21 protein-coding genes are annotated in these 23,324 nt (G+C 71.2%); 11 read left to right on the top strand and 10 right to left on the bottom strand.

Annotation, left to right across the window (positions count from 1 at the left end; all coding sequences use genetic code 11):
* Positions 1-186 precede the first annotated feature (186 nt).
* Positions 187-2,412 carry a CHAT domain-containing protein gene (locus tag WME85_RS40500; protein WP_437829053.1) on the top strand — a complete coding sequence of 742 codons (2,226 nt, stop codon included), beginning with the start codon at positions 187-189 and terminating at the stop codon, positions 2,410-2,412.
* A 250-nt stretch (positions 2,413-2,662) separates the two neighbouring features.
* Positions 2,663-3,076 carry a hypothetical protein gene (locus tag WME85_RS40495; RefSeq protein ID WP_437829051.1) on the top strand — a complete coding sequence of 138 codons (414 nt, stop codon included), beginning with the start codon at positions 2,663-2,665 and terminating at the stop codon, positions 3,074-3,076.
* A gap of 57 nt (positions 3,077-3,133) precedes the next feature.
* On the opposite strand, the gene WME85_RS40490 is transcribed toward WME85_RS40495, so the two are convergent.
* A complete protein-coding gene (locus WME85_RS40490; protein WP_437829049.1) occupies positions 3,134-3,679 on the bottom strand; it encodes a hypothetical protein in 546 nt (181 codons plus the stop codon).
* 131 nt (positions 3,680-3,810) lie between these two features.
* Entirely contained in the window at positions 3,811-4,467 is a 657-nt protein-coding gene (locus tag WME85_RS40485; protein WP_437829047.1) for an RNA polymerase sigma factor, read from the bottom strand.
* Between the two features lie 280 nt (positions 4,468-4,747).
* Between WME85_RS40485 and WME85_RS40480 the strand changes: the two genes are divergently transcribed.
* From WME85_RS40480 to WME85_RS40470, 3 genes are all read left to right on the top strand, one after another.
* Complete coding sequence (locus tag WME85_RS40480) at positions 4,748-5,500, top strand: hypothetical protein (protein WP_437829045.1); 753 nt, start codon at positions 4,748-4,750, stop codon at positions 5,498-5,500.
* Positions 5,501-5,875: 375 nt separating this feature from the next.
* On the top strand, positions 5,876-7,831 hold the full coding sequence (locus WME85_RS40475; RefSeq protein WP_437829042.1) for an FG-GAP-like repeat-containing protein: 1,956 nt from the start codon (positions 5,876-5,878) through the stop codon (positions 7,829-7,831).
* Between the two features lie 167 nt (positions 7,832-7,998).
* On the top strand, positions 7,999-8,136 hold the full coding sequence (locus WME85_RS40470; RefSeq protein ID WP_437829040.1) for a hypothetical protein: 138 nt from the start codon (positions 7,999-8,001) through the stop codon (positions 8,134-8,136).
* Here WME85_RS40470 and WME85_RS40465 read toward each other — a convergent pair.
* The 3 genes from WME85_RS40465 to WME85_RS40455 all read right to left on the bottom strand — a co-directional run bounded on the left by WME85_RS40465 (position 8,111) and on the right by WME85_RS40455 (position 11,645).
* The gene (locus WME85_RS40465; RefSeq protein ID WP_437829037.1) at positions 8,111-8,434 is read right to left on the bottom strand and encodes a hypothetical protein; all 324 of its coding nucleotides are present in this window, start codon (positions 8,432-8,434) and stop codon (positions 8,111-8,113) included. The two genes, WME85_RS40470 and WME85_RS40465, sit on opposite strands and share 26 nt — an antisense overlap.
* 346 nt (positions 8,435-8,780) lie before the next feature.
* Positions 8,781-9,974, bottom strand: coding sequence for a tetratricopeptide repeat protein (locus WME85_RS40460; protein ID WP_437829035.1), 1,194 nt, complete (start codon positions 9,972-9,974; stop codon positions 8,781-8,783).
* A gap of 162 nt (positions 9,975-10,136) precedes the next feature.
* The gene (locus WME85_RS40455) at positions 10,137-11,645 is read right to left on the bottom strand and encodes a protein kinase domain-containing protein (protein WP_437829033.1); all 1,509 of its coding nucleotides are present in this window, start codon (positions 11,643-11,645) and stop codon (positions 10,137-10,139) included.
* Positions 11,646-12,201: 556 nt separating this feature from the next.
* Between WME85_RS40455 and WME85_RS40450 the strand changes: the two genes are divergently transcribed.
* Together WME85_RS40450 and WME85_RS40445 are read left to right on the top strand one after the other, a co-directional pair.
* Positions 12,202-13,248 (top strand): hypothetical protein, encoded by a 1,047-nt coding sequence (locus tag WME85_RS40450; protein ID WP_437829030.1) that lies wholly within the window; start codon positions 12,202-12,204, stop codon positions 13,246-13,248.
* A 338-nt stretch (positions 13,249-13,586) separates the two neighbouring features.
* A complete protein-coding gene (locus WME85_RS40445; protein WP_437829027.1) occupies positions 13,587-14,522 on the top strand; it encodes a hypothetical protein in 936 nt (311 codons plus the stop codon).
* Between the two features lie 115 nt (positions 14,523-14,637).
* Here WME85_RS40445 and WME85_RS40440 read toward each other — a convergent pair whose 3' ends face one another.
* Together WME85_RS40440 and WME85_RS40435 are read right to left on the bottom strand one after the other, a co-directional pair.
* Positions 14,638-14,988 (bottom strand): 4Fe-4S binding protein, encoded by a 351-nt coding sequence (locus WME85_RS40440; protein ID WP_437829024.1) that lies wholly within the window; start codon positions 14,986-14,988, stop codon positions 14,638-14,640.
* 34 nt (positions 14,989-15,022) lie between these two features.
* On the bottom strand, positions 15,023-15,613 hold the full coding sequence (locus tag WME85_RS40435; RefSeq protein WP_437829021.1) for a hypothetical protein: 591 nt from the start codon (positions 15,611-15,613) through the stop codon (positions 15,023-15,025).
* A gap of 321 nt (positions 15,614-15,934) precedes the next feature.
* On the opposite strand from WME85_RS40435, the gene WME85_RS40430 reads away from it, so the two are divergent.
* Positions 15,935-16,699, top strand: coding sequence for a hypothetical protein (locus WME85_RS40430; RefSeq protein ID WP_437829018.1), 765 nt, complete (start codon positions 15,935-15,937; stop codon positions 16,697-16,699).
* A gap of 43 nt (positions 16,700-16,742) precedes the next feature.
* Here WME85_RS40430 and WME85_RS40425 read toward each other — a convergent pair whose 3' ends face one another.
* Positions 16,743-17,339 carry a Mut7-C RNAse domain-containing protein gene (locus WME85_RS40425; RefSeq protein ID WP_437829016.1) on the bottom strand — a complete coding sequence of 199 codons (597 nt, stop codon included), beginning with the start codon at positions 17,337-17,339 and terminating at the stop codon, positions 16,743-16,745.
* 120 nt (positions 17,340-17,459) lie between these two features.
* Here WME85_RS40425 and WME85_RS40420 point away from each other — a divergent pair, with 120 nt between their 5' ends.
* Entirely contained in the window at positions 17,460-18,395 is a 936-nt protein-coding gene (locus tag WME85_RS40420) for a matrixin family metalloprotease (RefSeq protein WP_437829014.1), read from the top strand.
* Positions 18,396-18,511: 116 nt separating this feature from the next.
* Here WME85_RS40420 and WME85_RS40415 read toward each other — a convergent pair whose 3' ends face one another.
* Both WME85_RS40415 and WME85_RS40410 read right to left on the bottom strand, forming a co-directional pair.
* Complete coding sequence (locus WME85_RS40415; RefSeq protein ID WP_437829011.1) at positions 18,512-19,819, bottom strand: PAS domain-containing protein; 1,308 nt, start codon at positions 19,817-19,819, stop codon at positions 18,512-18,514.
* Positions 19,820-19,839: 20 nt separating this feature from the next.
* Positions 19,840-20,670, bottom strand: a complete 831-nt coding sequence (locus WME85_RS40410; RefSeq protein ID WP_437829009.1) for a hypothetical protein — start codon at positions 20,668-20,670, stop codon at positions 19,840-19,842.
* Positions 20,671-20,943: 273 nt separating this feature from the next.
* Between WME85_RS40410 and WME85_RS40405 the strand changes: the two genes are divergently transcribed.
* The gene (locus WME85_RS40405; protein ID WP_437829006.1) at positions 20,944-22,563 is read left to right on the top strand and encodes a glycoside hydrolase family 30 protein; all 1,620 of its coding nucleotides are present in this window, start codon (positions 20,944-20,946) and stop codon (positions 22,561-22,563) included.
* 143 nt (positions 22,564-22,706) lie between these two features.
* Positions 22,707-23,321, top strand: coding sequence for a hypothetical protein (locus tag WME85_RS40400; protein ID WP_437829004.1), 615 nt, complete (start codon positions 22,707-22,709; stop codon positions 23,319-23,321).
* Positions 23,322-23,324 lie beyond the last annotated feature (3 nt).

Here is a 23,324-nt window from a genome sequence, read left to right as displayed (position 1 = left end):
TGACCGCACCCAGCGAGATGGAACCGTAAAAGCCACGCGCGAGGGCTCCGCAGCGCAGGTGACCGCGAAATGCTCGCTCCACGCACCGACGTGGCGGCCGGTCGCAGGTTCCGCGCGGGGGCGCGGGGAGCGGCGTCGGCCACGGTAACTGGGGGCCGCCGACCAGGACAGCGTAGAATCCATCGGGTGAAGCTCGCGTCGACGCTCGGCTATCTGGCGCTGGCCAGCGTCACGCTCGCCGTCTCCGACGACGCGGGCGCCGGATCGCCGTCGCGCTGTCATGAGGCCGAGAAGCGGGGCGACTGGCGCGAGGCGCTGGTGCTGTGCCAGGCGAGCTACGCGCGCGATCCACGGCCGAGCTACGGCCTCGCCCTGGCGAGGGCGAAGATGAGCCTTGACGACGACGACGGAGCGCTGGAGCTCGCGCGCCGCGCGGAGGCCGGCGAGATGCGCGCCGAAGCGCTGTTGATCACAGGGCTCGTCCTCGATCGCCGCGGGGACGCGGCGCCGGCGCGCGCGGCGCTCGGGGAGGCGCTCGCGCTCTTCCGCGCGCGGGGCGAGTCGCCCAGGGCCGCGCGGGCCGCCTACGCCCTCGCGGGATCGCACTGGCGGCGGGCTGGCTACCGCGAAGCGCTCGCGGAGCTCGACGCCTCGATGCGCGACGCAGAGGCAGGCCGCGACGCGCGCATGATCGGATACGTCGCGCTGATGCGCGGCGACGTGCTGCGAGCGCTCGGTGACGCGCGGGGCGCCGAGGGCGCGTTCCGCGAGGCCGACGCGGCGCTCGCGGCCACGCGCGGGGATCTCGTGTACGTCCGGCTGAAGATGGGGATGCTCCACCGGGACGCCGGCCGGCTCTCGCTCGCGCGGCAGGCTTTCGAGGAGGCGCTCGCGATCTCGCGCGAGACAGGGCTCCGCGACATCGAGGCCGCCGCGCACCTGAACCTTGCCTACACGGCCCACCTCGAAGGAGACGCCCTGGCGGGGCTAGGCCACATCGCGGAGCTGCTTGCGCCCCGCGATGTGGCCTACCTCTACAACCGCGCGCTGCTCGAGTCCGATCGCGGTGCGCTCGTCGAGGCGGCGAGCCTCCTCGACGAGGCTGCGGCGGTGGCCGGGAGCGACGAATGGGCGTGGGACGTCGCGTACGAGCGTGGCCGCATTGCCGAGCGCACAGGCGACATGGCGGGGGCGGAGCGCGCATACCGGACGTCCATTGCTGTCGTCGAGCGCATGCGCGATGCGGTCGACCTGACGGAGCTCCAGTCGTGGGTCTTGCGGCGCCGGCGCGCGCCGTACGAAGCGCTCTTCGCCATGCTCGCCCGTGCCGGCCGGACCCCCGAGGCGCTCGAGGCGCTCGAGGCGTTCACCGCGCGCTCGTTCCTCGACTCCCTCGTGCGCGCGGAGGGCGCCGCTGGCGATGCGCTCGCGCACGCCGACGCGATCGGCGCGCTATGGCGCGGGCTCCGCAAGGAGGCGGTGAACTCCGAGCTCGGACCGCGCCTCGGCGAGCGCGAGATCCTGGTGCACGTCGAGGCGCAGGGCAGCCTGTGGGTCGTGCACCGCGGCCGGGGCGGGGAGTTCGCGCTCGCCGACCACGGCGACGCGGCGCCAGCGCGAGCGCTCGCAGAGCGGCTCGCGGCCGATCCCGACGACGAAGCGGCCGCCGGGGAGCTCGGGGCGCTCCTGATCCCCGAGCGCGTCGCCGCGGGCGACGATCTCCTGTACGTCGTTCCGACCGGGCGCTTCCTTTCCGTTCCCTATGCGGCGCTCCGGCGTGGGTCTCGCCGGCTCGTGGACGAGCGTCCCGTCGCGCTCGCGCCCAGCCTGCGCGCCCTCGCGGCGAGCACGGTATCCGCCCGGTCCGACGGGGCGCTGGTGCTCGCGGACGCCGACGGCACCCTCCCGGCTGCGCGCGAGGAGGCGGCGCAGGTCGGGCGCCTCCTTGGCGTCGCGCCGCTCACCCTGGCCGACGCGACGCAGGAGCGGCTCCTGGCGGCTCCGTCGCGCCGCGTGCTCCACGTGGCCACGCACGCCGGGATCGACGCCAGCGGGGCGTGGCTGCGCCTCCACGACGGGCGGTGGACCGCGCGCGACGTGCTCGCGTCGAACGTGCGCGCCGACGTGGTGGTGCTCGCGAGCTGCTCTTCGGCCTCGACGCGCCACGAGGAGATGTGGGGCTCGCTCGCCGCGGCGTTCCTGGCCAACGGCAGCGGCGCCGTCATCGCGACGCTCGGCTCGGTGGACGACGCCGACGCGCGCGCGGTGGTGACGAGCCTCTACCGCAATGGGGTGACCGATGATCCCGTGCGCGCGCTCGCGGCCGCGCAGCGCGAGCTGGCGCGCTCGGTCCCTCCCCGGCGCTGGGCCTCGTTCGTGGCGTACAGCGTCGCGGCGCCCTGGCATGAGTGATGAGGCGACGTACCTGGGCGAAGCACGACACCGCTGTGGTCGCAATCCTGCCAAATATCCGGAATCGCTTGGTTTTCAGCGAACTCGGCAGCCCCCCGGGTCGATCCTGCGCCCCGTGCAGCGCCTTCCGAGGTGAGCGCGTCGAGATTTTGGCCGCACGCCCGATCCGACATCTATCGTTGGCGGTACGCGTGATACGGATCGTGGAGGCAAGCGCCGCTCCGCGCACCACGCAAATGAGGAGACGAGCATGAACTATGCACGATACTACGTCATGCCACGGTCGTCGCAGCCCACGGAGCTGAGTTTCACCGCAGGCCAGCGGTGGGTTCAGGTCGCCATTCGCGGCGTCGATCTACATGGAAATGCGATCGCCAAGCCGCCTCTCAAGGTCAAGCAGGGCCGCGGAACCCTCGATTTGAACGCCGGCCATGTCTACGAGCTGTATTTTTCGAACCAGATCATCAGGGATCTCAAAGCCCTGAGGGCGGCCGGTGAAAAACCGTTGCGCGGGGCCTACATCGACTTCTCGCTCTCCCTTTGGGATATCGCCGGGTTAGTCCCGAGCTCAGAGGACCCCCCGCCTCCACCGCCTCCAGGGAGCAGGCCCGGCGCGCCGGACGTGCCATTCGACGTGAACAATGTGTACGACCTCTACCCCTGATTGGGGCTTCCTCCGCGTTCGTCCTGGCGAACGTGCTCCGCACCCGTGGAGCACCGCTCACTCCACGTCGACCGCCAGGCCCACGTCGACGCGCCCGCCGAGCGCGCGGGCCGCTCGGGCGTCCTCGTCGAGCGACCCTGCCGGCGCCCCCAGCGGCGCGTCCGCCGCGAGCAGCAGCGCGCGGTAGCTCCCCCTCGACGTGAGCGTCAGATCCGCCTCGATCGCCCCGCCGGCGGCGCGACACCGACGGTCCCCCGGACACCGCAGCACGAGCTCCCGCTCTCCCCTGTAGACGCGGAGCTCCGCGTGCGCGGCGCCGCCGGGTGAAGCCCGCAGCTCGAGGCGATCGCCGACGACCGCCGAGTCGGCGCGACGGCCCGACGCCGCCGGGATCACCTCCTGGCGCAGCGCGAGCCGCTCCTCGGGCGGCCGCCGCAGGATCACCACCGCGGCGACCAGGAGGAGCGCGGCCGCGAGCGCCCACGTCCAGCGCGCCGGGAGACGCCTCGCGGGTGCAGCAGGGGGAGCGACGCGGTCGACGCGAGCGAGCACGCGCTCCTCCCACCCCGCGGGAGGAGCGAGCGCGGGCAATCTCACGAGCATCTCGGCAATGCGATCGTAGCGAGCGCGGGCCTCTTGGCATTCGTCGCACCCGAGCTCATGAGCGTCCGGAGGCGCTCTGTCGTCCCAGCGGGCGACCCTCTCGTGCTCGGATCGGTCGCAGCCCGGCCGGCTCATGGCTCGATGCCCTTCCCCTCGAGGCAGCGGCGCAGGAGCGGCAGCGCGCGCGTCACCCGCGCTTGCAGCGTCGTCGATTTCTCGCGGCACATGCGGCCCATGTCCTCGTAGGTCATCCCCTCCTGGAACCGGAGGAGCACGGCCATCCTCGACTCGGCCGAGAGCTCGCGGAGGCACGCGGAGAGGGCCGTCGCCACCGTCGGTGCGTCGACGCGCTCGGTGAGGTCCCGCGGCTCGTCTGCGACGTCGGCGAGCGCCTCGTCGTCGTCGCCGACGAAGCGCTTCTCCCGGCGGCGTCGCGCCTTGATGGCGTCCAGGCACCGGTGGTTCGCGATCCCGAAGAGCCACGACCGGGCGTGCTCCGGGCGCAGGAGCTTGCCGAGGTCGCGGTACGCCTCCTCGAACACCTGCTGGTGGACGTCGGCGCCGAGGGTGGCGTCGCCGAGCACGCGCGTGCAGTAGCCGTACACGGCCGCGCCGTGCTCCGCCATGAGCGCGCGGAGCGCTGCGCGGTGGTCGCCCCGGTCGAGCGCTGCGTGGAGCGGATCCTGGGGTCGTTCGCCGTCCTGTACCGCCCGCCTGCCCGCCATGCGCTCGGCAAGGTACGCGAGGGGCGACAGCGCTTCAAGCGGGCTGGTGTCAGAGGTCCGCATGTCGATCCGAATGAGGCGACGGACCTGCGCCGAGGACGACAGAGATTCTTTTTTGTATTCGATAACTGCCCGTAACGATTGGTCTTTTGGCGTCCGGGCATCGTCCCCGACGTCGAGCCTCGTCGCGGCGGGCGCCCCATAGCCGTCGGTTCGCGCTCTCCGGAGCCCCGCCGCGGCGGGGCCTCGCGAGATGTGCAATCGGCGTCTCGGTTGCTGACACCACCCCGCGCCGATGAGGCTCGCTGACATCAGAGAGCCTCGCATCGCGCGCATCGTATCCATGAAGGAGCTGCTCATGAAAACGCGCTTGTTCTATGTTCTGCCCGCTCTCACAAGCCTCATGATCGCCTGCGCAACGCCGTCCTCGACCGAGCTGGAGATCGAGGAGGCGACGACCGCCGACTCCCCGCTCTCCGTTCGTGCGTCGGCGAGCACGCACGACGCGCTTCACATCGCTTCCTGGTCCGTTTCCGGCACCGGCGACGCGCGGACCTTCGTCGGGCTGGACGACGCCGAGGCGCCGGTCGCGACCCTCACGATCCAGCCCGAGAGCCTCGAGCGAGGCGCCAGGCTGCTCGTGGAGGTCGACACGGAGGCCACCCGCGAGGCGCTCACCTTGACGGCCGACGGCGTCGTCACTGACGGCGGCTCCGCGCGCGCCGTCGCGCTGGCGAACGCGCTCTACGGGGATCTGAAGGCGTTCGATGCGTCGGGTGGGGAGCGTCCGTCGGATCCTCTGGCGTCTGCGGATGGCGAGCAGATCGGCGCCGCAAGCGAGGCGTTGACGTTCTCGTGCGGTGCGACGATCTATAAGGGGGATGTGGTCCGCTGCGGAACATACCTCCTCGGCGAAACCAAGATCTGCATCGTGAACAATACAAGCGTGCTCGGGACAGCGTACATGAACCAGGTCGAACAGGAATTCGGCGTCTATCCTTACAACCGAACCTGCGTCTTTCAATGGTTCTGGGGAGCGCCCGTTTCCGTGGAGAACACGTCGGATCCGGACGTCCCCCTCACCGTCAGCCACTGACGCGCGTCGCGCGCGCACGCAGGACCGCTCCCTCGCTGCACCCGTCCACACAAGGACGTCTGGTTTCCGCTCGCCGGCACGCACAGTGCGGTTCGCACCCTGCGTGCCGGATGGGCGCCGCGGCGACTTGAAGTCCGGTCAAAGTGCGTCCGCCGCGCCCCTCCAGGCGCCCCCGACCCCCCGGGAAGGCGGCCACTGCCGCCGGAGCTAGACGGATCTACCTATGGCGCTGGACAGCAACTGCGCCTTGCGGCGCAGTGCTGATCCATAAGAACGTCCGTGGAGGGAGGTACGGCGGATCCTTGATCGCGTGCATTTCAGGTAACGCAAGTATGCACCTTGGACACATGATCTTGATGAAAGGAACGCACCGTCATGGCAACGATTCGCCATCGCCGCATTTCTTCCGGGCTCTGCGCTGCGGTATTATGGATTGCGTCATGCGCACCGGAAGGGCCGACTTCGGCTCCAAGTTGGGAAGAGTACAGGGCCGCTGCCACCAAGGAATTTGAAGGCCAAGCCATCTACGTTATACACGGTGACACCGCGGTATCACTTGAAGAGCTGAAAGCCGAATATGAGCGAATTGTTGAGTCTTTTTCGCCGCAGGGGAGCGAGGAGGAAGTCGGCGCATCTCGCCAAGCAAGCACAGTGAACCAATGGAACGGACAGGATGACCTCTGGCCCCCGGCGCAGGCCGCGGACTTGTCGTACTGCGTGAGCCTGGAGTTTGGTGCCGATCATCAACGCGCAGTGAGCGAGATGGCCGCAGCCACTCTCGACTGGGAAGCCTGGGGTGGCTATGCGTTTCGCTACATTGGCACGCAAGACTCGAATTGCAATAACGCAAATCCGAACGTCGGGTTTGCGGTGCGCCCCTGGGACAGCGGCGGAGCATGTGCCTTTTTTCCCTCAGGTTCTGGTTGTGTGGCACGTACCTTGGTGATCGATTTTGATGACCTCGATACGAGCCCGGCCTACGGTGCCGTTACCTCTGCTGGCGTTTTTCGTCACGAGCTCGGGCACATCCTTGGCCTTCGTCACGAACATGTTCGGGCAACGCCTACCTGGTGCAGCGAAGACACCAATTGGCGAGCGGTCACAGGTTACGATGCCTCCTCGGTCATGCATTATCCATGGTGCCCTGGAGCTGCAAACACAGGTGACCTTCTGATCACGAACATGGATAGAACTGGAATAAACAGCCTGTACCCGCTCCAGTATGCTAGCACCAATGACAGATTCGAATACCAGGGCGACCTTGGCTGGTGGAACAGCGGCGGCGGCTACAGCGCCGACGCCGTCACCGGGCGGATGGTGAGCGGCGACTACGATGGCGATGGTCGTGATGACATCGCCATGTTCTACAAGTACACCTCGTCGCCGGGGCGCGTCCATGTCCTCCTCTCCACGGGAGCCTCCTTCCAGTACCAGGGCGACCCTGGCTGGTGGAACAGCGGCGGCGGCTACAGCGCCGACGCCGTCGCCGGGCGGATGGTGAGCGGCGACTACAATGGCGATGGTCGTGATGACATCGCCATGTTCTACAAGTACACCTCGTCGTCGGGGCGCGTCCATGTCCTCCTCTCCACGGGAGCCTCCTTCCAGTACCAGGGCGACCTTGGCTGGTGGAACAGCGGCGGCGGCTACAGCGCCGACGCCGTCACCGGGCGGATGGTGAGCGGCGACTACAATGGCGATGGTCGCGATGACATCGCCATGTTCTACAAGTACACCTCGTCGTCGGGGCGCGTCCATGTCCTCCTCTCCACGGGAGCCTCCTTCCAGTACCAGGGCGACCTTGGCTGGTGGAACAGCGGCGGCGGCTACAGCGCCGACGCCGTCACCGGGCGGATGGTGAGCGGCGACTACAATGGCGATGGTCGCGATGACATCGCCATGCTCTACAAGTACAGCCCATCTTGGGCGCGTGTCCATGTTCTTCTGTCCACTGGAGTCTCCTTCCAGTATCAAGGCGATGTGGGTTGGTGGGACAGCGCCAATGGCTACAGCGCCGATGGCTACAGCGCCGACGCCGTCGCTGGACGCGTGGTGAGCGGTGACTACAATGGTGACGGCCGCGACGACATCGTCATGTTTTACAAGTACGATCCATCGTGGGGACGAGCACATGTGCTTCTTTCCACCGGAGTTTCGTTCGCCTTCCAAGGCGAACTGGGGTGGTGGCATAGTGGCAGCGGCTACAGCGCCGACGCTTTCGCTGAGCGGATGGTAAGTGGCGACTACAACGGTGACGGACAGGACGACATCGCTATGCTCTACAAGTATACTCCGTCGTCGGGGCGGACACACGTGTTACTATCCCACTGATATCTGCCATCAGCGGATATGCAAGTGCTGCCACTGCCCAGGCCAGCGATGCTCGACAGCGCTGGAGTTCGAGGAGGCGACGACCGCCGACTCCCCGCTCTCCGTTCGTGCGTCGGCGAGCGCGCACGACGCGCTTCGGATCACCGAACCTATCCGCGGAATACGCCGTGAGGGGCGTCCCCACCTCGATGCTCTTCCAGGGCGGTCCGGTCGTCGCCCGGATCCCCGCCGAAGAGCACCGCCACGCGCAGCTCGATCGCGTCGATCTCCGCCGCGCGCTCAGGGAGGCGCGGCGGGCGCGGTGAGAGCGTCGCCTTCCATCGCCTGCGCCGGCGGCGTGACGCCGAGGAGCGCGGCGGCAGTCCGGGTGAACGTCGCGAACGAGAGCGGGCCCTCGAGCGTGCGCCCCTTCGCGATCTTCCCGGGCGCGCGCGCGAGGATGGGGACGGAGCGGTCGTAGAGGTAAAGCGTCCCGTGGCTCGAGCCGCGCCCTGGCGTGTAGTCGGGGTCGGAGAAGCTCCCCGGCTTCGCGATCACGTAGAGGTCTCCTGCGCCGGGGGTGAACGCCCGGCAGACGAGCGCTTCCTCGGACTCGTCGGTCACAGGAGGACAGCGGCGACGCGCGGGGAGGGGGAGGCGAGACCGGCTGGCAAGAGAGCAGCGAGAGCGCGACGAGCGCGCCGAGGGGCGATCGCACGGAGCCAAACTACGCTCGTCGCCAGAGGCAAGCGAGGTGATCCGGACAGGGTAACCCTCGTATGGCGGTTTGACGACGCCTGGGAGTCGAGATGGCGGCGGAGGTGTCCTGGGATGTCATCTGGCCCGCGCGGCGGGTTCTTCGTTCTTCTTCCCAGCCATTTCCCCGCCATCGCCGCCTTCCCCGGCATTGCCGTCACGACAGGCCGGGGCAGCCGCGGGAGCGGGCCGCGCCGCGCAGGCCGCGAGGGCTCTACTTTGCGCCGGCGTCGAGCCGGAATCGCTCGTTGCACCCGGCGCCCGAGACCACCACATGGCCGCCCTCCACCGCCACCTTGGCCTCGCTCGCGGCCGGCCAGCGCAGCGCCACGACCGCGCGGCCTGCGCGCGTGTCATAGAACGTCTGCTCGCGGTAGCTCACCCCGTCCCGGCACCGGCCCTCGTCGTTGACCTCTCCATCGAAGGCGGCGCCTGCGCCGTCGAAGGTGACGTCCACCACGAGCAGGTCTCCCTGAACCGAGCCGGCCACACCGCGGCTCCCGTGGCAGCGCGCGGGCCAGCCGCCCGAATAGCCGCCTTCCGCGACCACGAACCCCTCCGGCTCGCGAGGGAAGACCACATAATTCTGGTGGTAGACGTACGTCATGTAGTCGCGCTGGAAGATCCACGGCGGAGCGCCCGCGCACGGGCCGTCGATCTGCCGCTTCAGCTCGGGACCGCACAGGCGCGCGCTCGCCGCGGCCTCGCTCGTCGCGTCGCTGGCCCCCTCCTCGTCGCCGGGGCCGACCCTCTTCAGAAGCTCGGTCCAGCTCTTCACGAGGTCGGCGTCCTCGAGGCCAGCGCTGCGGATCTCCACCGCGCAGCTCGACCTGCCGGCGAGCTTGCTGCGCGTCGCCTGCGACGGTCTGAGCTGGTGCGCGTTGGCGTAGGCGACCCGGGCGCCCTCGGCGTCCCCGGCCTCATCGCGCAAGAGCCCGAGATTGTACCATATCTGCGACCGGAGCTCGGGGTCGCCCGCGCTCGTGAGCGCCGCGCTGAAGTCGTTCCTCGCCGCGTCGCTGTCGCCGGCGGTCAGGTGCGCGAAGCCCCGCTCCGCGACCGCCCGCGCGTCGGTCGGAGCCGCCGCGAGGGCCTCGGTGAACGCCTGGATCGCCGCCCTGAAGTCCCGCCGCTGGGTCGCGAGCCGGCCCCTCGCCAGGGCGGCCTTGTACGTCGCGAGCGCCTGCTGCTCCTTTTCGGTGAGCGGCCGCGCGCTCGACGCTGGCGGGGCCGACGGAGCCGGCGAGGCCGGCGGCGCGACGCTGCTCGCGGAGGGCGCTGGCGCGGCGGCGCGCGACGCGGCGGGCGGCTCGACCTGGGGGGTCGGCTCGGTCGCGCCGCAGCGGCAGCCCGGCGCGAGGCACACGGCGGCGACGCCGAGGGCAAGGTGTCGGTGGATGGCTCGCAATCGGAGGGGATTTCTCATCGGGGCTGCGCTGGCCAGCCGAGGATCGTGCGGGCTTCAGGCCAGCTCGTGGGGCTCACGATAACGCAGGTCGTGCTGCCGGTGCCGAGGAGCGGCGCAGAAGCCGGCGCCGGCGATCGATGGTCGGAGCGCTGGCGCGCAGAATCAGAATGGCACTTCCGGGATCGGGACGCGGTCGACCTCGGGCTCTTCCGCCGGTGGAGCGGGAGGCTTCGCTGCGGGGTCAGCGACCGCCGTGCTCGCCGCCCTGGGCCGGAGGATCGCCGGAGGCCGCGTCGTCATGGCCGGCGGCGACGGCCGCGCCTTCCTGTCTGCGGGCCCCTTCGCCGCCGAGCCCACCGCTGCTGCGGTCGGCGCCCCGGGGGGCACGCTGGGCGGAGGCGCGGGCGGGGACGGGTCCCCCGGCGTCACGCTCGGCGGAGGCTCAGCCAGCGCCTGCGGCGCTGCCGGCGGCCCGCCCGCGGTCCGCTCCGGGGCGTGCGGCTCTGCCGGGGCGACCTCCGCGCGGCGCTGGCGATCCTCGTCGGGCGCGCTGCCCCGGCTCACGGTGGCGGTGATGCCGGCGGCGAGGAGCACCGTCGCCGCGACGGCGAGCGCCAGCAGCGCGCGCGAAGGCCTCTGCGGCACGGCCTCCTGCGCCGTCGACCCGGCGCCGGTCAGGGTCCCGGGCCTCGCCGAGCGCGGCGCCGCCGCCGGCGCGCTGACCTCCACGGCGTGCAGCGGTATCGTCCCGCTGAACTTCGGCCGGGACGAGGTCGGGTTGCCCGACGACAGCTGAAGGTCCGGGATCGACGGCGACGCCATGCCCGCGAGCCGGCGGAGCTCGCCGAGCATCTCCCCGATCGACTGGAAGCGCTGCGCCCGGTCGCGCGCCAGCGCCCGCGCGAAGAACGCGTCGGTCCCCGGCGGGAGTTCGGGCGCGAGCTGAGACGCGCTCGGCAGCGGCGCGACAAGGATGTTCGCGATCACGGCGCCGAGCTGATCGCCCTGGAAGGGCAGCTCGCCGGTGACGGCGCAGAAGAGGATGACGCCGAGCGACCAGAGATCGCTGCGCTGGTCGATGTCCTTTTCGCCCCGGACCTGCTCGGGGCTCATGTAGTGGGGCGAGCCGAGCAGCTCGCCGGTGCGCGTCACCTCGTCCTTGAGGTGGGCGCCGGTCTCCTTGACGATCCCGAAATCGAGGACCTTGACGATCTCGTCCTGCTCCTCCTCCACGCGCACGAGGAAGAGATTGGCGGGCTTGAGATCGCGGTGAACGAGGCCGGCGTCGTGCGCCCGGCGGATCGCCTTGCCCGCCTGCATCAGGAGCAGCGCGGCGTCCGCGAGGGAGAGGCGGCCGACGCGCTCGAGGCGCGTGCCCAGATCCTCGCCCTGGAGCAGCTCCATCACGAGGTACGGGGTGTCGTCGTCGATGCCATAGTCCTGAACGTAAACGACGTGTGGACTCTGCAGGCTCGCCGCGATCCTGGCCTCGCGCTCGAAGCGGGCCAGGAACGTGGATGACGCCGCATACGTCGGGGCCATGAACTTGACCGCGACGAGCGAGCCCAGGTTGACGTGCCGCGCCACCCACACCGAGCCCATCCCGCCGCGCGAGAGCGGACGCTCAAGACGGTACTTCCCACCTACGACGGAATCCGGGGCGTGATGCATGGCGATGGCTTCCTCCTGAGCGCCAAGGGAAGTGGGATGAGGGTACAGGATAGGAAAGGTTCAGGCCATGATGAGCCGGGAGATGTAGAGAGATTGTCCTTGCGCGCGCGACGTTCCGGGCACCATTGCGCTCCACACAGCGGCGCGGTGACTGGCACGTTGAGCGAGCGCCGGGAGCGGGAGCGGTGCTCCGGCGCGACCCCGAGCCGGGCAGTCGGGGGAGACCCGATCGACTCAGGCGCTGCTTCCGTCGCGCTCGCTGGACTGCGTGCGTCCGCGCCGTCCGAGGCGGCCGTTCGCCGCTGTGGAGCTCTCGAGGCGGGGCGAGCGCGAGATCCGGGGCGAGGGGGGGCCCTCGATGCAGCGATGCAGGTCCCGACCTCCGCGGCCGGCAGGCCGATGCCGCGCTGGCGCAATGCAGCACGCCGGCGTGGCCGCTCCGCGGAGGTCGCGGCGCGACCACGCCGAGGTCGAGGCGCGACGCCTGCGCGCCAGCACGAGACCGTCCGAGAGAGCTATTGCGCTCGTCTGGCCGCCGCCTAGAATCCATGATGCCATGATAAAATCTTTGCACCATTCAAGTGTTTTTGCGCTCGGGCTCGCCCTTGTCCTTGGCGGCGCGGCGTGCGGCGGCGACAGCGACGCGGGCGGCACGGGCGCGGGCGGGTCGACCGCCGGCACGGGCGGCGGAGCGACCACGGGCACGGGCAGCCCATCGACCACCGGCACGGGCGGAGGAGCGACCACGGGCGGAGGAGCGACCACGGGCACGGGCAGCCCATCGACCACCGGCACGGGCAGCACGCCGACCACGGGCACGGGCGGCGATCCCAACCCCGATCCCGCGAACGCGCGGACCTTCGACCACCGGCACGGGACGCTCGAGCAAATTCCGGGGAGCTGTGTCGACGCGCTCAAGTCGGGGGACTTCCTCTTTCATTACGCCCATCGCTCGCACGGCTCGCAGATCATCGTCGGCGCCGAGAGCATCGAGGCGCAGAGCCCTGCTCACGGCTTCGAGGCAGAGTATTGCGACGCCCCCGCCGAGACCGGCGTCTTCCGGATGTGGGACGGGATGCTCGACACCAACCTCGTCGAGGGCGATCAGTACTGGGCGACGGGGGCCGGGGTGGGCGAGCTGCGCGCCATCCTGCGCGATCACCCGGAGATCCGGTACTCGATGTGGGCGTGGTCGTTCGAGATCTCCGAGCAGACCGAGGAGAGCGTGCAGCTCTACCTGGACACGCTCGACGCGCTCGGGCAGGAGTTCCCGGAGGTCACGTTCATCTACATGACCGGCCCCGGGGACGAGGAATACAACGGCGTGAACCGCGCGAAGCGCAACCAGCAGATCCGCGACTTCTGCCGCGACCACGGGAAGATCCTCTACGACTTCGAGGACCTCGACGCCCACTGGAACGGCGAGCGGCACACCGTGCAGGTGGACGGGGTCGAGATCCCGATGGAGCACCCGCATTACGACGTGGATACGTCCGGCAACTCGGAGTATGAGTACACGCACACGACGCAGGAGAGCTGCGAGCACAAGGCCCGCGTCTTCTGGCGCATGATGGCCGAGCTCGAGGGGTGCAGCGTACAGTAAGCGTCGGGCATGGGCGCGCGCGGGCGCGCACGACGGTGCGCGACGGTGACGGCGTGGTGAGCTCCTGGTTCGCGCGCTCCTCTCGCTGTCCGCGCGCCGCGCGCCGCGCGCCGCGCGCCGGGCCATCGCGGCCAGCGCCCGGCCGCGGCGACGACCTCGCGAGCCGATGTCTTTCCTGTCGGTTAAGTCCCGGTTTCCGGCCGTGAACGCGGCTGTCTCGCGGTGCGCGCGCCTTGCGGGCCGCCTCGGGCCCATGCTACGCGCATAGCGCAAGGGCGCGCATCCCTCGCGTTTCTCTCGCGCAGGGGCGCCGCCTGGCAGCCGATCGGAGGCGGGCGATGGACAGCGCGATACCGCTCGGGAAGAAACAGATCATCGACGGCCAGCTGCGGGTCTATTACTACGGCTACTGGATCAAGGCGTACGAGGCGCCGGCCGATACGCTGCTCGCGAAGAAGCGCCTCATCGAGGCGCTGACGCGGCGCCTCTTCAACCACGTCGAGCACGGCATCAACGTCCCCGGCAGGCGGCTGGACGAGGCGCGGCGCGCCTTCGAGTCCGAGGCCGATCCGCAAAGAAAGCGCGTGAAGGGCGCGATGCTCGCGGGCGCGATCTTCAATCGGGCGGCGGATATCTTCACGAAGCTCGTGGAGATCCAGGAGCTCGGCGTCACCATCGAGCCCGACAACGCCCTCATGCGCGAGTGCGGAGAGCACCTGCTCGAGGCGCTGACGCTCGGGAAGATGGTGCTCCATCGCAGCGGGGAGGAGGGGCTCGACGAGCTCTGGGGAGAGCCGTTCAAGGCGTTCTCCTTCCCCGTCGAGGCGTTCTACAACAGCCGGTATGTGAAGATCGCGCAGAGCATGAGGGCGATCGACGGCATCCGTGACGAGATGATCTCCACCTTCGGCGGCGCGCCGATGTTCGCCGGGATGGACCGCCTGGCCCGCGAGTTCGCGCACGCGGCCAAGGTCAAGTGCGAGACGCTCCGCACCGACCCCGACATCTTCGAGGTATGGACTTCCTTCGTCGTGTCCGCGGAGAAGCTCGCCGCCTTCCAGCCGCAGCTCGGCCCGGACGCCTCGCCCGCCGAGCGGGAGCAGGCGGCGCGGGGCGTGGAGCTCATCGTCCGCGGCAAGAACGTGATCTCGTACATCACCCGCGCGCGCGTGCCGATGCCCAAGACCACCTGTGAGCTCGTCGAGCGGTACGGGCGCTACCGCGCCACGTACAGCGCCGCGCCCGCGTCCGGGCCCGCGCGCAGCGTCGCTTGAGCCGCCCGCGCGACCCTTGCCGGGCGGCGTCAGGCCCTGCAAGCGTCGGCCCGGGTACCCGCCGGCGCCCTGAGCCCAGGCGGGCAGGCGGCGTGCGCCCGCGGGCCGCCTGCGCTCACCCCGCCTGCGGCGCCGCCACGAGCTGGATCGCCTCCTCCGGGCAGGCGACGACGCAGAGGCCGCACGCCTGGCACTGCGCCGCGTTCGGCGTCATCGCCGTCTTCCGGCCGTGGACGAGCGACTTGAGCTTGCCGCGCAGCGACAGGGCATCGAAATCGGCGCTCGCGATGCGGGCGATCTCGAAGACCTGATAGGGGCACACCTCGACGCAATCGCCCTTCGCCTCGCACCGGTTCCGGTCCACCACGGGCCGGAAGGCGCCGGGCTCGGCCCGGCACTTCTCTCCAGGCCTGTCCGGGTGCGCGGCCGCGCGCCGCGCCTTCTCCTTGTTCAACGACTCTGCCATGTGCGTGCCTCCCGCCGCCGCCCGCGCGGGGCGCTCAGAAACAGCTCGAGCGCGCCTCGAAGCGCGCCGCGTAGTTCGACCCGAGGTTGCTGTCCCACGCGCCGTGGGACTCGGCGGCCACCTCGATGTCCCAGGCGTTCATGTGGCCGTATTGATCGTAGGCCCAGAGGAAGAGGTCCTCCTCGGTCGCGGTCGGCTCGTTGCACACCCAGGTGCCGCTCGAGGTGGGCGGGAGCGGCGCGCCGCCGCAGATGCGCTGGCCCGAGGCGTCGGGCGGCGGCGAGCACCACCGGCAGTCGCGGGGCGCGTTGCTGACGAGGACGTAGGCGTCGCCGTGCGCGCCCGCGCTCGCCGGGAGGAACGCGTCGCTGCCGTTCAGCCGGAGATAGAGGTTGATCTCGTGGTCCGGATACAGGTCGCGCAGGTAGCCGCGGTAAGCCACGGTCAGCTTCGCGGAGTCGCTCCGGACCGGATCCTGGATGATCTCGAACGGCCCGGCGTGCGCCGTGGTGGTGGGCCCGCAGTAATCGTAGCTCGGCGGGTAATTCGACGCGGCGCCCTCGCGCGCCACCGCGGAGAGCGCGAGCGCGAGCGGGAGAGCAGCGGCGAGCGTCTTGCGGAACATGCGTGGACCTCCAGGAGCGTGTCGGCGCCGGGGCCGCGCGCAGCGCGAACGCGCGGCGGCCCGGCCATGGTGGCTACCAGCTCCGCCCACGCCGGTCAACGCGCCGCGGGCGGCGGCCGGTCAACGCGCCGAGGGCGGCGGCCGGTCAACGCGCCGCAGGCGGCGCGGGGGCGTGGCGCCGCGGCGGTCGAGCGACTCCGCCGCGGGCCGGCGCGCCGCTTCCAGCCGAGCTCGCGAGCCGCCTGCGCCCGGCTCCGCCCCCACCGGACGAGGCGGCCAGAGCCGCTCCTCTCCGGCGACCGGTCATGGCATAGTCGGCCGATGAACCGCGAACTCCTTGGCTCAGCGCTCCTCGGACTCTTCATCGCCGCCTGCGGCGACGCTGCCGTCGAGCCGCAGCCCGGGGGCGGCGGGGCCGGCGGCGAGGGCGACGCCAGCTCGACCGGCGGGGGTGGGAGCGGCGGCGGAGGGCCGGTCGCCTGCGGGGGGGAGGGGGAGAGCTGCGGCGAGGCGCAGTACTGCGATAGGGGCGAGGCGGCCGACGCGTGCGCCGGAGAGGCGCTCGGCGAGTGCGCCGCGAGGCCGAGGCCCCAGGATTGCCCCGAGGAGTGCCCGGGCGTCTGCGGGTGCGATCAGCGCCTGTATTGCAACGAGTGCCTGGCCCACGCGGCCGGGGTGAACGCGTCGAAGGACGCGTCGTGCACCAGCGCGGACTACGAGATCGGCGAGCGTGACCGCGTCTTCGTGCACAGCGCCGATCTGGAGGCGAATCGGTGCCTGACGCTCTCCCTCGCCTGGCCGGCCGAGAGCGGTCCGCGCTTCACCGGCGTCGCGCTCCCGGAGCACTGGGCCCTGCTGGATGTGTGGCTCACCGGGCAGATGCGCGATTGCACCGCGGGGCGCAGGCCGAGCGACGATGGGCTCTATGTCGTGACCGGCGCCACCGGCACGATGTCGTGGGAGTCCGAGCCGGACACCGGGATTCCGTGCGTCATCGACATGGACCTCACCGTCGCGCTCGAGGGCGAGCCGGGGACCGAGCACGTCCAGGTGACCGGGGTGATCGTCGACAATACGTGCCTGTAACGTCGGGCGGCCGAGCCGGTCGGCCGCTGGCCGGGAGCGCGCCTCACGGTGAGGGCTTCCGGCCGCCTGGCGCTGGCGCAAGCGCCGTGGCGCCCGCGTCCACGCCGACGCCCGCGCCCGCCGCGCCCGCCGCCGCGGTGGCCACGCCGGCGACGATGCCCTCCCAGTGGCTGCCCTTCCACAGGACCTTGCCGCAGCGCTCGCACCGCCAGAACTCGTCGTAGCGCTCCACCACCAGCGCCGGCACCGCGCCTCGCAAGGTGTCCTTCGGCGCGGCCGCGAGCGCGCCGCCGCACGCCATGCAGCGCGGATCCCGCACGGGCAGCCCGAGCTCCCGCAGCACGAAGCCCGCCTGCTCCATCGGCCGGAGCCCGCGGGGCACGTAGAGCCCGCGCACCGCCGCGGTGCGCAGCGGGCGCCGCTCGAATACCCCGGCGTCGGAGCTCAGCAGCACCCGGCCGGTCCGCTGCGCGAGGCGCACGAGCTCGCCGTCGTCGATGCCGTGCTCGAACGCCGCGTCGTACCCGGCGCCGCGCAGCCAGCGCGACAGGCCGCCGAGCATCGCGTCGCACAGGAAGCTCGGCCCCGCCGCCGCGTCCGTCGCCGGGCCCGCCCCGCCGCCCGCCTCATCCACGAGCACGCCCCATGCGCTCAGGATGGCGCCGGGCCCACGGGCAGCAAGGCGCCGGACGCGAAATCCCCACACCTCGCTCGCGCGCTGGTACCTTCGCCATACCGTCTCGCGACGGTGGAGGAGTCGATGTCGACGATGGGTGCGAGGTGCTCCGGCGCGGCGCTCGCGCTCGCCGTGCTGGCGAGCGCGCAGCAGGCTTTGGCCTACTGCCGCTCGAACACCTGCAAGGATACATCGCTGTGCCTGCAGGACGACCAGCCGGTCGGGTTGTGCAAGCCGCTCCGCTGGACGGGCGACTGCATCGGCTTCGCCCTCCAGCAGGACGCGTCGAGCCAGGTGTCGTACCAGGAGATGTCCGACCTGCTCGACGCCGCGTTCGGCGCGTGGCAGCAGGCGCCCTGCGGCGCGGGGACCCCTGGCATCCGCGTGCAGAACCTCGGGCCGGTGAGCTGCGGCGCCGTGGAGCTGAACGCGCGGGACGGCAAGACGAGGGTCGTCGACGGGCTCGTGCCGGGCAACGCCAACGTGGTCGTCTTCCGCGACATGGACTGGCTCGCGGCCGGCGGGCACAGCTCCGAGATGCTCGCGCTCACCACGGTGCAGTTCGACAAGAAGACCGGTGATCTCTGGGGGGCAGACATGGAGATCAACACCGATCTTTACGCCATGAGCGTCGGGGACGACTCCGCCACGCCGAGGGAGGATCTCCTCGCCATCGTCACGCACGAGGCCGGGCATTTCCTGGGGCTCGACCACACGATGGCCGGGCCAGAGGCGACCATGCACTACAGGTACGACAGGTTGGATCCGACGAACTTCCGGACGCTGCACGCGGACGACATCGCGGGCATCTGCCAGATGTACCCGCCGCGGGATCTCTCGGCCTCGGCCTGCAACCCCATCCCTCCCCATGGGTTCTCCGAGGAGTGCGCGGAGGACCAGCAGATCGGCTGCAGCGCGGCGCCGCCCGCCGCCGGCGGCCCGGGGCCGAGCGCGCCGCTCGCCGCGGTCGCGATCGGCGCGGCCGCATGGCTCCGCGCGCGCCGGCGCGGTCGGCCCTGACCGGCGGGCGTGGCCCTGACCGGCGGGCGTGGCCCTGACCGGCGGGCGTGGCCCTGACCGGCGGGCGTGGCCCTGACCGGCGGGCGTGGCCCTGACCGGCGCGCCCGGGCTGCGGGCTACGGCGCCGCGCCGCGCTGCTGGGTCCGGCGGGAGAGCGCGTAGGCGACCCCCCGCTCCAGCGTCCCCTTCGTGACGATGCCCCCGAGATCCGCCTCGAGGCCCACGAGCGCCTGCGCCACGCTCGGCCGGATCCCGGTGATCACGACCTCGGCGCCGAGGAGCCGCACGCTCCGGGCCGCGCGGACCAGCGCGTCGGTCACCTCCTCCCCCGCCTCGGGCATCCCGGTGACGTCGAGGAGGGCGATCCTGGCCTGCTGGTCCGAGATCCCGTGGAGGAGCACCTCGATGACCTGATCGGCCCGCTCGCGGGTCATGGTGCCGACGAGCGGCATGACCAGCACGCCGGCGGCGATCGGCAGGAGCGGCGTGGAGATGGACCGGAGCGTCTCCTCGCGGACGCGGAACATCTGCTCGTGCAGCCGCAGGTTCTGCTCCTCGGCCCGCACGCGCTCGGTGATGTCCGCCGACATCCCGCAGACGCCCGTGGCCTTGCCCTCGTCGTCGTGGAGCGCGAACTTGGTGGTCATGTACACGTGCGCGCCGTCGGGCATCTCCACCCGGTCCTCGAGCACGAGCGGCGCGCTGGACCCGAGGGCCTCGCGGTCCTGCGCCGCGAACCGCTCGGCCAGCTCCCTGGACACGAAATCGTGCGAGGTCCGCCCCAGGATCGCGCTCCGGGGTCTGCCGAGCGCCGCCTCGAGCTGGCGGTTCACGACGGTGTAGCGGCCCTCGGTGTCCCGCGCGTGGATGAGCAGGGGCGCGTTGTCGATGATGGTCTCCAGGAGCGTGGCGCTCTGGCGCTGCCTCGCCTCGGCCTCCTGGTGCGAGGTGACGTCGCGGGTCAGCGCCACGACGTGGCGGACCCCGGACTCGTCCCGGAGCGGCAGGTAGGTCACCTCGAGCCAGCACCGGCGGCCCTGCTGCTCGTCGATCACGTAGGGGGTCGCCGGGAGCGTGACGACCTCGCCGGCGACCGCGCGCAGGAAGGGCGCCGCGAACCCCCGCGCCACGGACTCGGGGTCCTTGAGGAGGTTGAACGCGCCCACCACGCGCGCCCGCTCGGTCTTGAACCACGCGACGCTGGCCTCGTTGATGGCCGCCAGCAGCCCGTCGGTGCGGTAGACGAAGATGGGCACCGGCAGCGCCTCGAAGAGCGCCTCGTACGAGAGGCGAGCTTCGCCCGCGGAGCCCCGCGCGCCCGGCGGCGGCGCGCCGTCGCCGAGCCGGCGCTCCAGCTCGTCCACGCGGGCCCGCAGGCGCGCGTTCTCTGCCGCGATCGGGTCGTTGCCCCCCTCTGTGCTCATGGTTCCTCCCGTGTCGGTGCTCACGCCGTCCGAGGGCGCTCGACGCGGAGCTCGGTCCAGGGTGAGGTCTGCTCGGCCAGGGTACGATAGGCGAGCGCCGCGGCGCCGACGAAGAAGAGGACGAGCGCCGCCGGGCCGACGTCGATGCCGCGGGTCGCGCCGAGACCGCCCAGGACGCTCGCATGGAACGGGAGAAACAGCCCGAGGTGCAGCGCCGCGAGCGCAGCGCCGAGCGCGAGCGCCCAGCCGCGGTGGAAGCGCGCGCGCCGGGCGTGGTGGGCGATCACCGTGTCGGAGGAGACGCAGAGGTTGCCGTGCGCCGGCGCCCGGAGCACCCACGCCTGCGCGGCGTCGCGGTACCCCTTGCCGGCGGCGCTCGGGTCGATCTCGCGGCGCACGGCGCCCGCGATGTAGATCGCGTCGCCCGGGAGGACCTCGGACACGTAGACGGGCGCGCCGCCGCGGCTCGCCGGGACGAAGGTCGTGTCGAGGGTCAGCCTGCCGCTCGCCGGCTCGACGCGCACCGCGGCGCCCGAGGGGAGCCGGAGCGAGAACGCGCGCGCCCGGGTCTGCCACGCGCCCGGCGCGGCGCCGGAGGCCTGGCTGCGGCACGAGATCTCGACCGAGATCACCGCCTCATCCGGCGCGGCGTCCTCGGCGCCCACCTCGCCGCGGAGCAGGGCGAACCCCTCGCGCATCGCGTCCGGCGAGGCCGCAGGGCCCCGCGCGTAAGCAGCGACCTGCGAGCGCCGCTGGTGGTGGAGCCAGCGCGCGATCGCGATCGCGACCGCGGCGCCCAGCGCCACCCCGGCGACCCCGTACACGATGAGGAGACTGACGACAAAACCCATCTCGCCAGCCTAGACGTGCGGCCCCGACGCGTCGAGATGGGCTGTTCGCAAGGGCCGCTCGCGCCCGGCGCCCCGGCTTCGCCCGGCGTCTCGGCTTCCGCCCATGGCGCCTCGCTCAGCTACCCGCGTGGCGGGGCGATACCCACGTTCGTGTCGGCGAGGACCACTCCCGGGGCGCGCGAACGCCCAGGAGCGGCTCATCGCGGACGCGCTCGAGCCCGGCCGCTCGCGAGGGACCCCGCGCGCGCCTCCCTGAAGTAGCATCGCGTCGCCATGCGCAAGACGACACGCCTCGAAGCCGCACGCTCCTCCCTGAAGTATCGCGCTCTCGTCGCGTCGCTCGCCGCGCTCACCGCGGCCGTGTCGTGCTCTCCGAGCGCTCCGGGCCCTTCCGTGGACGCCGCGGCGGCGGGGAGCGGCGGCCAGGGGGGAAGCGGAGTCAGCGCGACCGCGGGCACGGGGGGCGGATCGTCGAGCGCCGGCGCGCCGGGTGGGAGCGGGGGCTCGGGGGGGAGCGGGGGCTCACCGAGCGAGCCACGCCCCACGGTGACCGCCGCTCCGGGCACGGAGCTCGTCAGGATCGACACCAGCGTGCTCCACCAATCGTTCGAGGGCTGGGGCACGAGCCTGTGCTGGTGGGCCCATCACGTGGGCGGATGGGCGGAAGCGAAGCGCAATGCCGTGGTCGAGGCGGTCGTCGATCCGGTGAGCGGCCTCGGCTACAACATCTTCCGCTACAACATCGGTGGAGGGGAGAACCCGTCCCACGAGCACATGGAGAAGCACCGCGAGATGCCGGGGTTCCAGGGCGCCGACGGGACCTTCACGTGGGAGAACGACGCCAACCAGCGCGCCGTCCTCCTGCGCATCGCGGCGCGCGGGGCGGATCTGATCTTCGAGGCGTTCTCCAACTCTCCCCCGTACTGGATGACGAGCAGCGGCTGCGCCTCGGGCAGCGGGAACGGCGGAGACAACCTCAAAGCCGACCGCTACGACGACTTCGCCCACTACCTCACGGAGGTCGTGCGCCACTACAGGGACGAGCACGCGATCACCTTTCGCACGCTGGAGCCGCTGAACGAGCCTCACGCGAACTGGTGGAAGTCGAACGGCTCCCAGGAAGGCTGCCACTTCGACCGGGCGAGCCAGGAGAAGATCATCCAGGAGGTGGCCAAGCAGCTCGCGAGCAAGGGCCTCAGCGACACGGTGGTCAGCGCATCGGACGAAAACAGCATGGATGATGCGGTCCGGAACATCGGCGCATTCAGCTCGGAGACGCTCGCTGCTTTCCAGCAGATCAACGTCCACTCCTACGCGGGCACCCAGCGCGAGGAGCTCCGGCGGCTGGCGACCGAGCTCGGAAAGCGGCTGTGGCAATCGGAGTCGGGCCCGCTCGGGCAGAGCCTGAGCGACGACACGGACGCGGCGCTGTTCATGGCGGAGCGCATCATCCGGGACCTGCGTGAGCTGAGGGCGGAGGCCTGGGTGGACTGGCAGTCGGGCGATCCGTCGCGCAGCTGGGCGAGCTTCACGCTGAACGACGGCGAGCAGTCCTACACTCCCATCAAACGCTTCTACATGCATGCTGGCTTCAGCCGTTACATCCGGCCCGGCGCGACCTTCGTCGAGGTCGACAGCGAGGACATGGTGGCCGCGGTCAGCGCCGACGGGGGCTCTCTCACGCTCGTGGTCCGCAACGGCGATCGCGACGCGAGCCGCGGCTACACGTTCGATCTCACGCGGCTCCCGACGGTCGGTCGCGCGGCGGAAGCGCACCGCACCTCGCGCACGGAGGACCTCGAGCGGCTCCCCGACACGGCGATCGAGGACTATCGCATGACGGTCACGGTGCCGGCCTTTTCCGTCACCACCTTCGTCATCCCGATGCCTTGATTTCCCCTGCGGTGCTGTCCCCCGGTGCGGGGCGGCCAGTCGAGGCCCTCTCGGGCCGGCGTCGGGCTCCTCGGAGCGGGGGCGCTCGTGAGCGCGATCGGATCGCCGGGCGCCGCGCGGCAGCTCTGCTAGAAGCAGCCTCCATGGCCGGCACCGACGCGCAACCCCCGAACAGCGACTACCTGGACCGGCTGATGCGAAGGGGCTCCTTCGAAGCGCTGTGGCCCTTGTTCGCGAAGGCGACCAGGCCCGCCAAGGAGATGACCGAGAGCTACTCTGCCCTCTGCCATCTCCGGCCCCTCTTGACGAAGGGCCGCCCATGTCGCGTCATTCACGTCGGGGACGGGGCCCACGCGAGGACCGGAGCCCTCTTCTCGCTGAAGAGCGAGGCGGACAACATCAGCGTCGATCCGCTGCTCAACGTGGCCCTGGTGGAGGCGTGGCGCGATCGCTTCGGGATTCGCCGCCTGGCGTGGCACAAGGCCAGCATCGACGACGTCGCGGATCAGCTCAACGCGCTGCCCCCGATGCCGGTGTTCGTGACGTTCGTCCACGCCCACGTGCACGTGGACAGGGTGCTCGATCGGCTGCGCTGGGACGCTGCCTTCACCCTCGCGTGTTGCTTACCCGGCCACCAGCTCACCCAGACGCGCGTACCGCTCGAGGAGGGCGTCGATCCGAGCGTGCTGTCCACGGGACGCCAGTACCAGGTGCTCGTGAACCCCAGCGCCTCGGCGTCGCGCGGCCGACCTGGATGAGGC

Source organism: Sorangium sp. So ce1153 (genome assembly GCF_051521595.1).
In the GTDB taxonomy this organism is placed as follows: Bacteria; Myxococcota_A; Polyangia; order Polyangiales; family Polyangiaceae; genus Sorangium.
The sequence above is the reverse complement of the archived record's forward strand: the minus strand, read 5'-3'. Positions and strand labels throughout refer to the sequence as shown.

What these genes read in the sequence shown, in the direction of transcription:
- WME85_RS40450 (WP_437829030.1), top strand. Translation starts at nt 12,202, where the DNA reads ATGATAAAATCTTTGCACCATTCAAGTGTTTTTGCGCTCGGGCTCGCC.
- WME85_RS40445 (WP_437829027.1), top strand. Translation starts at nt 13,587, where the DNA reads ATGGACAGCGCGATACCGCTCGGGAAGAAACAGATCATCGACGGCCAG.
- WME85_RS40440 (WP_437829024.1), bottom strand. Translation starts at nt 14,988, where the DNA reads ATGGCAGAGTCGTTGAACAAGGAGAAGGCGCGGCGCGCGGCCGCGCAC.
- WME85_RS40415 (WP_437829011.1), bottom strand. Translation starts at nt 19,819, where the DNA reads ATGAGCACAGAGGGGGGCAACGACCCGATCGCGGCAGAGAACGCGCGC.
- WME85_RS40480 (WP_437829045.1), top strand. Translation starts at nt 4,748, where the DNA reads ATGAAGGAGCTGCTCATGAAAACGCGCTTGTTCTATGTTCTGCCCGCT.
- WME85_RS40435 (WP_437829021.1), bottom strand. Translation starts at nt 15,613, where the DNA reads ATGTTCCGCAAGACGCTCGCCGCTGCTCTCCCGCTCGCGCTCGCGCTC.
- WME85_RS40490 (WP_437829049.1), bottom strand. Translation starts at nt 3,679, where the DNA reads ATGCTCGTGAGATTGCCCGCGCTCGCTCCTCCCGCGGGGTGGGAGGAG.
- WME85_RS40400 (WP_437829004.1), top strand. Translation starts at nt 22,707, where the DNA reads ATGGCCGGCACCGACGCGCAACCCCCGAACAGCGACTACCTGGACCGG.
- WME85_RS40455 (WP_437829033.1), bottom strand. Translation starts at nt 11,645, where the DNA reads ATGCATCACGCCCCGGATTCCGTCGTAGGTGGGAAGTACCGTCTTGAG.
- WME85_RS40405 (WP_437829006.1), top strand. Translation starts at nt 20,944, where the DNA reads ATGCGCAAGACGACACGCCTCGAAGCCGCACGCTCCTCCCTGAAGTAT.
- WME85_RS40485 (WP_437829047.1), bottom strand. Translation starts at nt 4,467, where the DNA reads ATGCGGACCTCTGACACCAGCCCGCTTGAAGCGCTGTCGCCCCTCGCG.
- WME85_RS40410 (WP_437829009.1), bottom strand. Translation starts at nt 20,670, where the DNA reads ATGGGTTTTGTCGTCAGTCTCCTCATCGTGTACGGGGTCGCCGGGGTG.
- WME85_RS40420 (WP_437829014.1), top strand. Translation starts at nt 17,460, where the DNA reads ATGTCGACGATGGGTGCGAGGTGCTCCGGCGCGGCGCTCGCGCTCGCC.
- WME85_RS40475 (WP_437829042.1), top strand. Translation starts at nt 5,876, where the DNA reads ATGGCAACGATTCGCCATCGCCGCATTTCTTCCGGGCTCTGCGCTGCG.
- WME85_RS40430 (WP_437829018.1), top strand. Translation starts at nt 15,935, where the DNA reads ATGAACCGCGAACTCCTTGGCTCAGCGCTCCTCGGACTCTTCATCGCC.
- WME85_RS40495 (WP_437829051.1), top strand. Translation starts at nt 2,663, where the DNA reads ATGAACTATGCACGATACTACGTCATGCCACGGTCGTCGCAGCCCACG.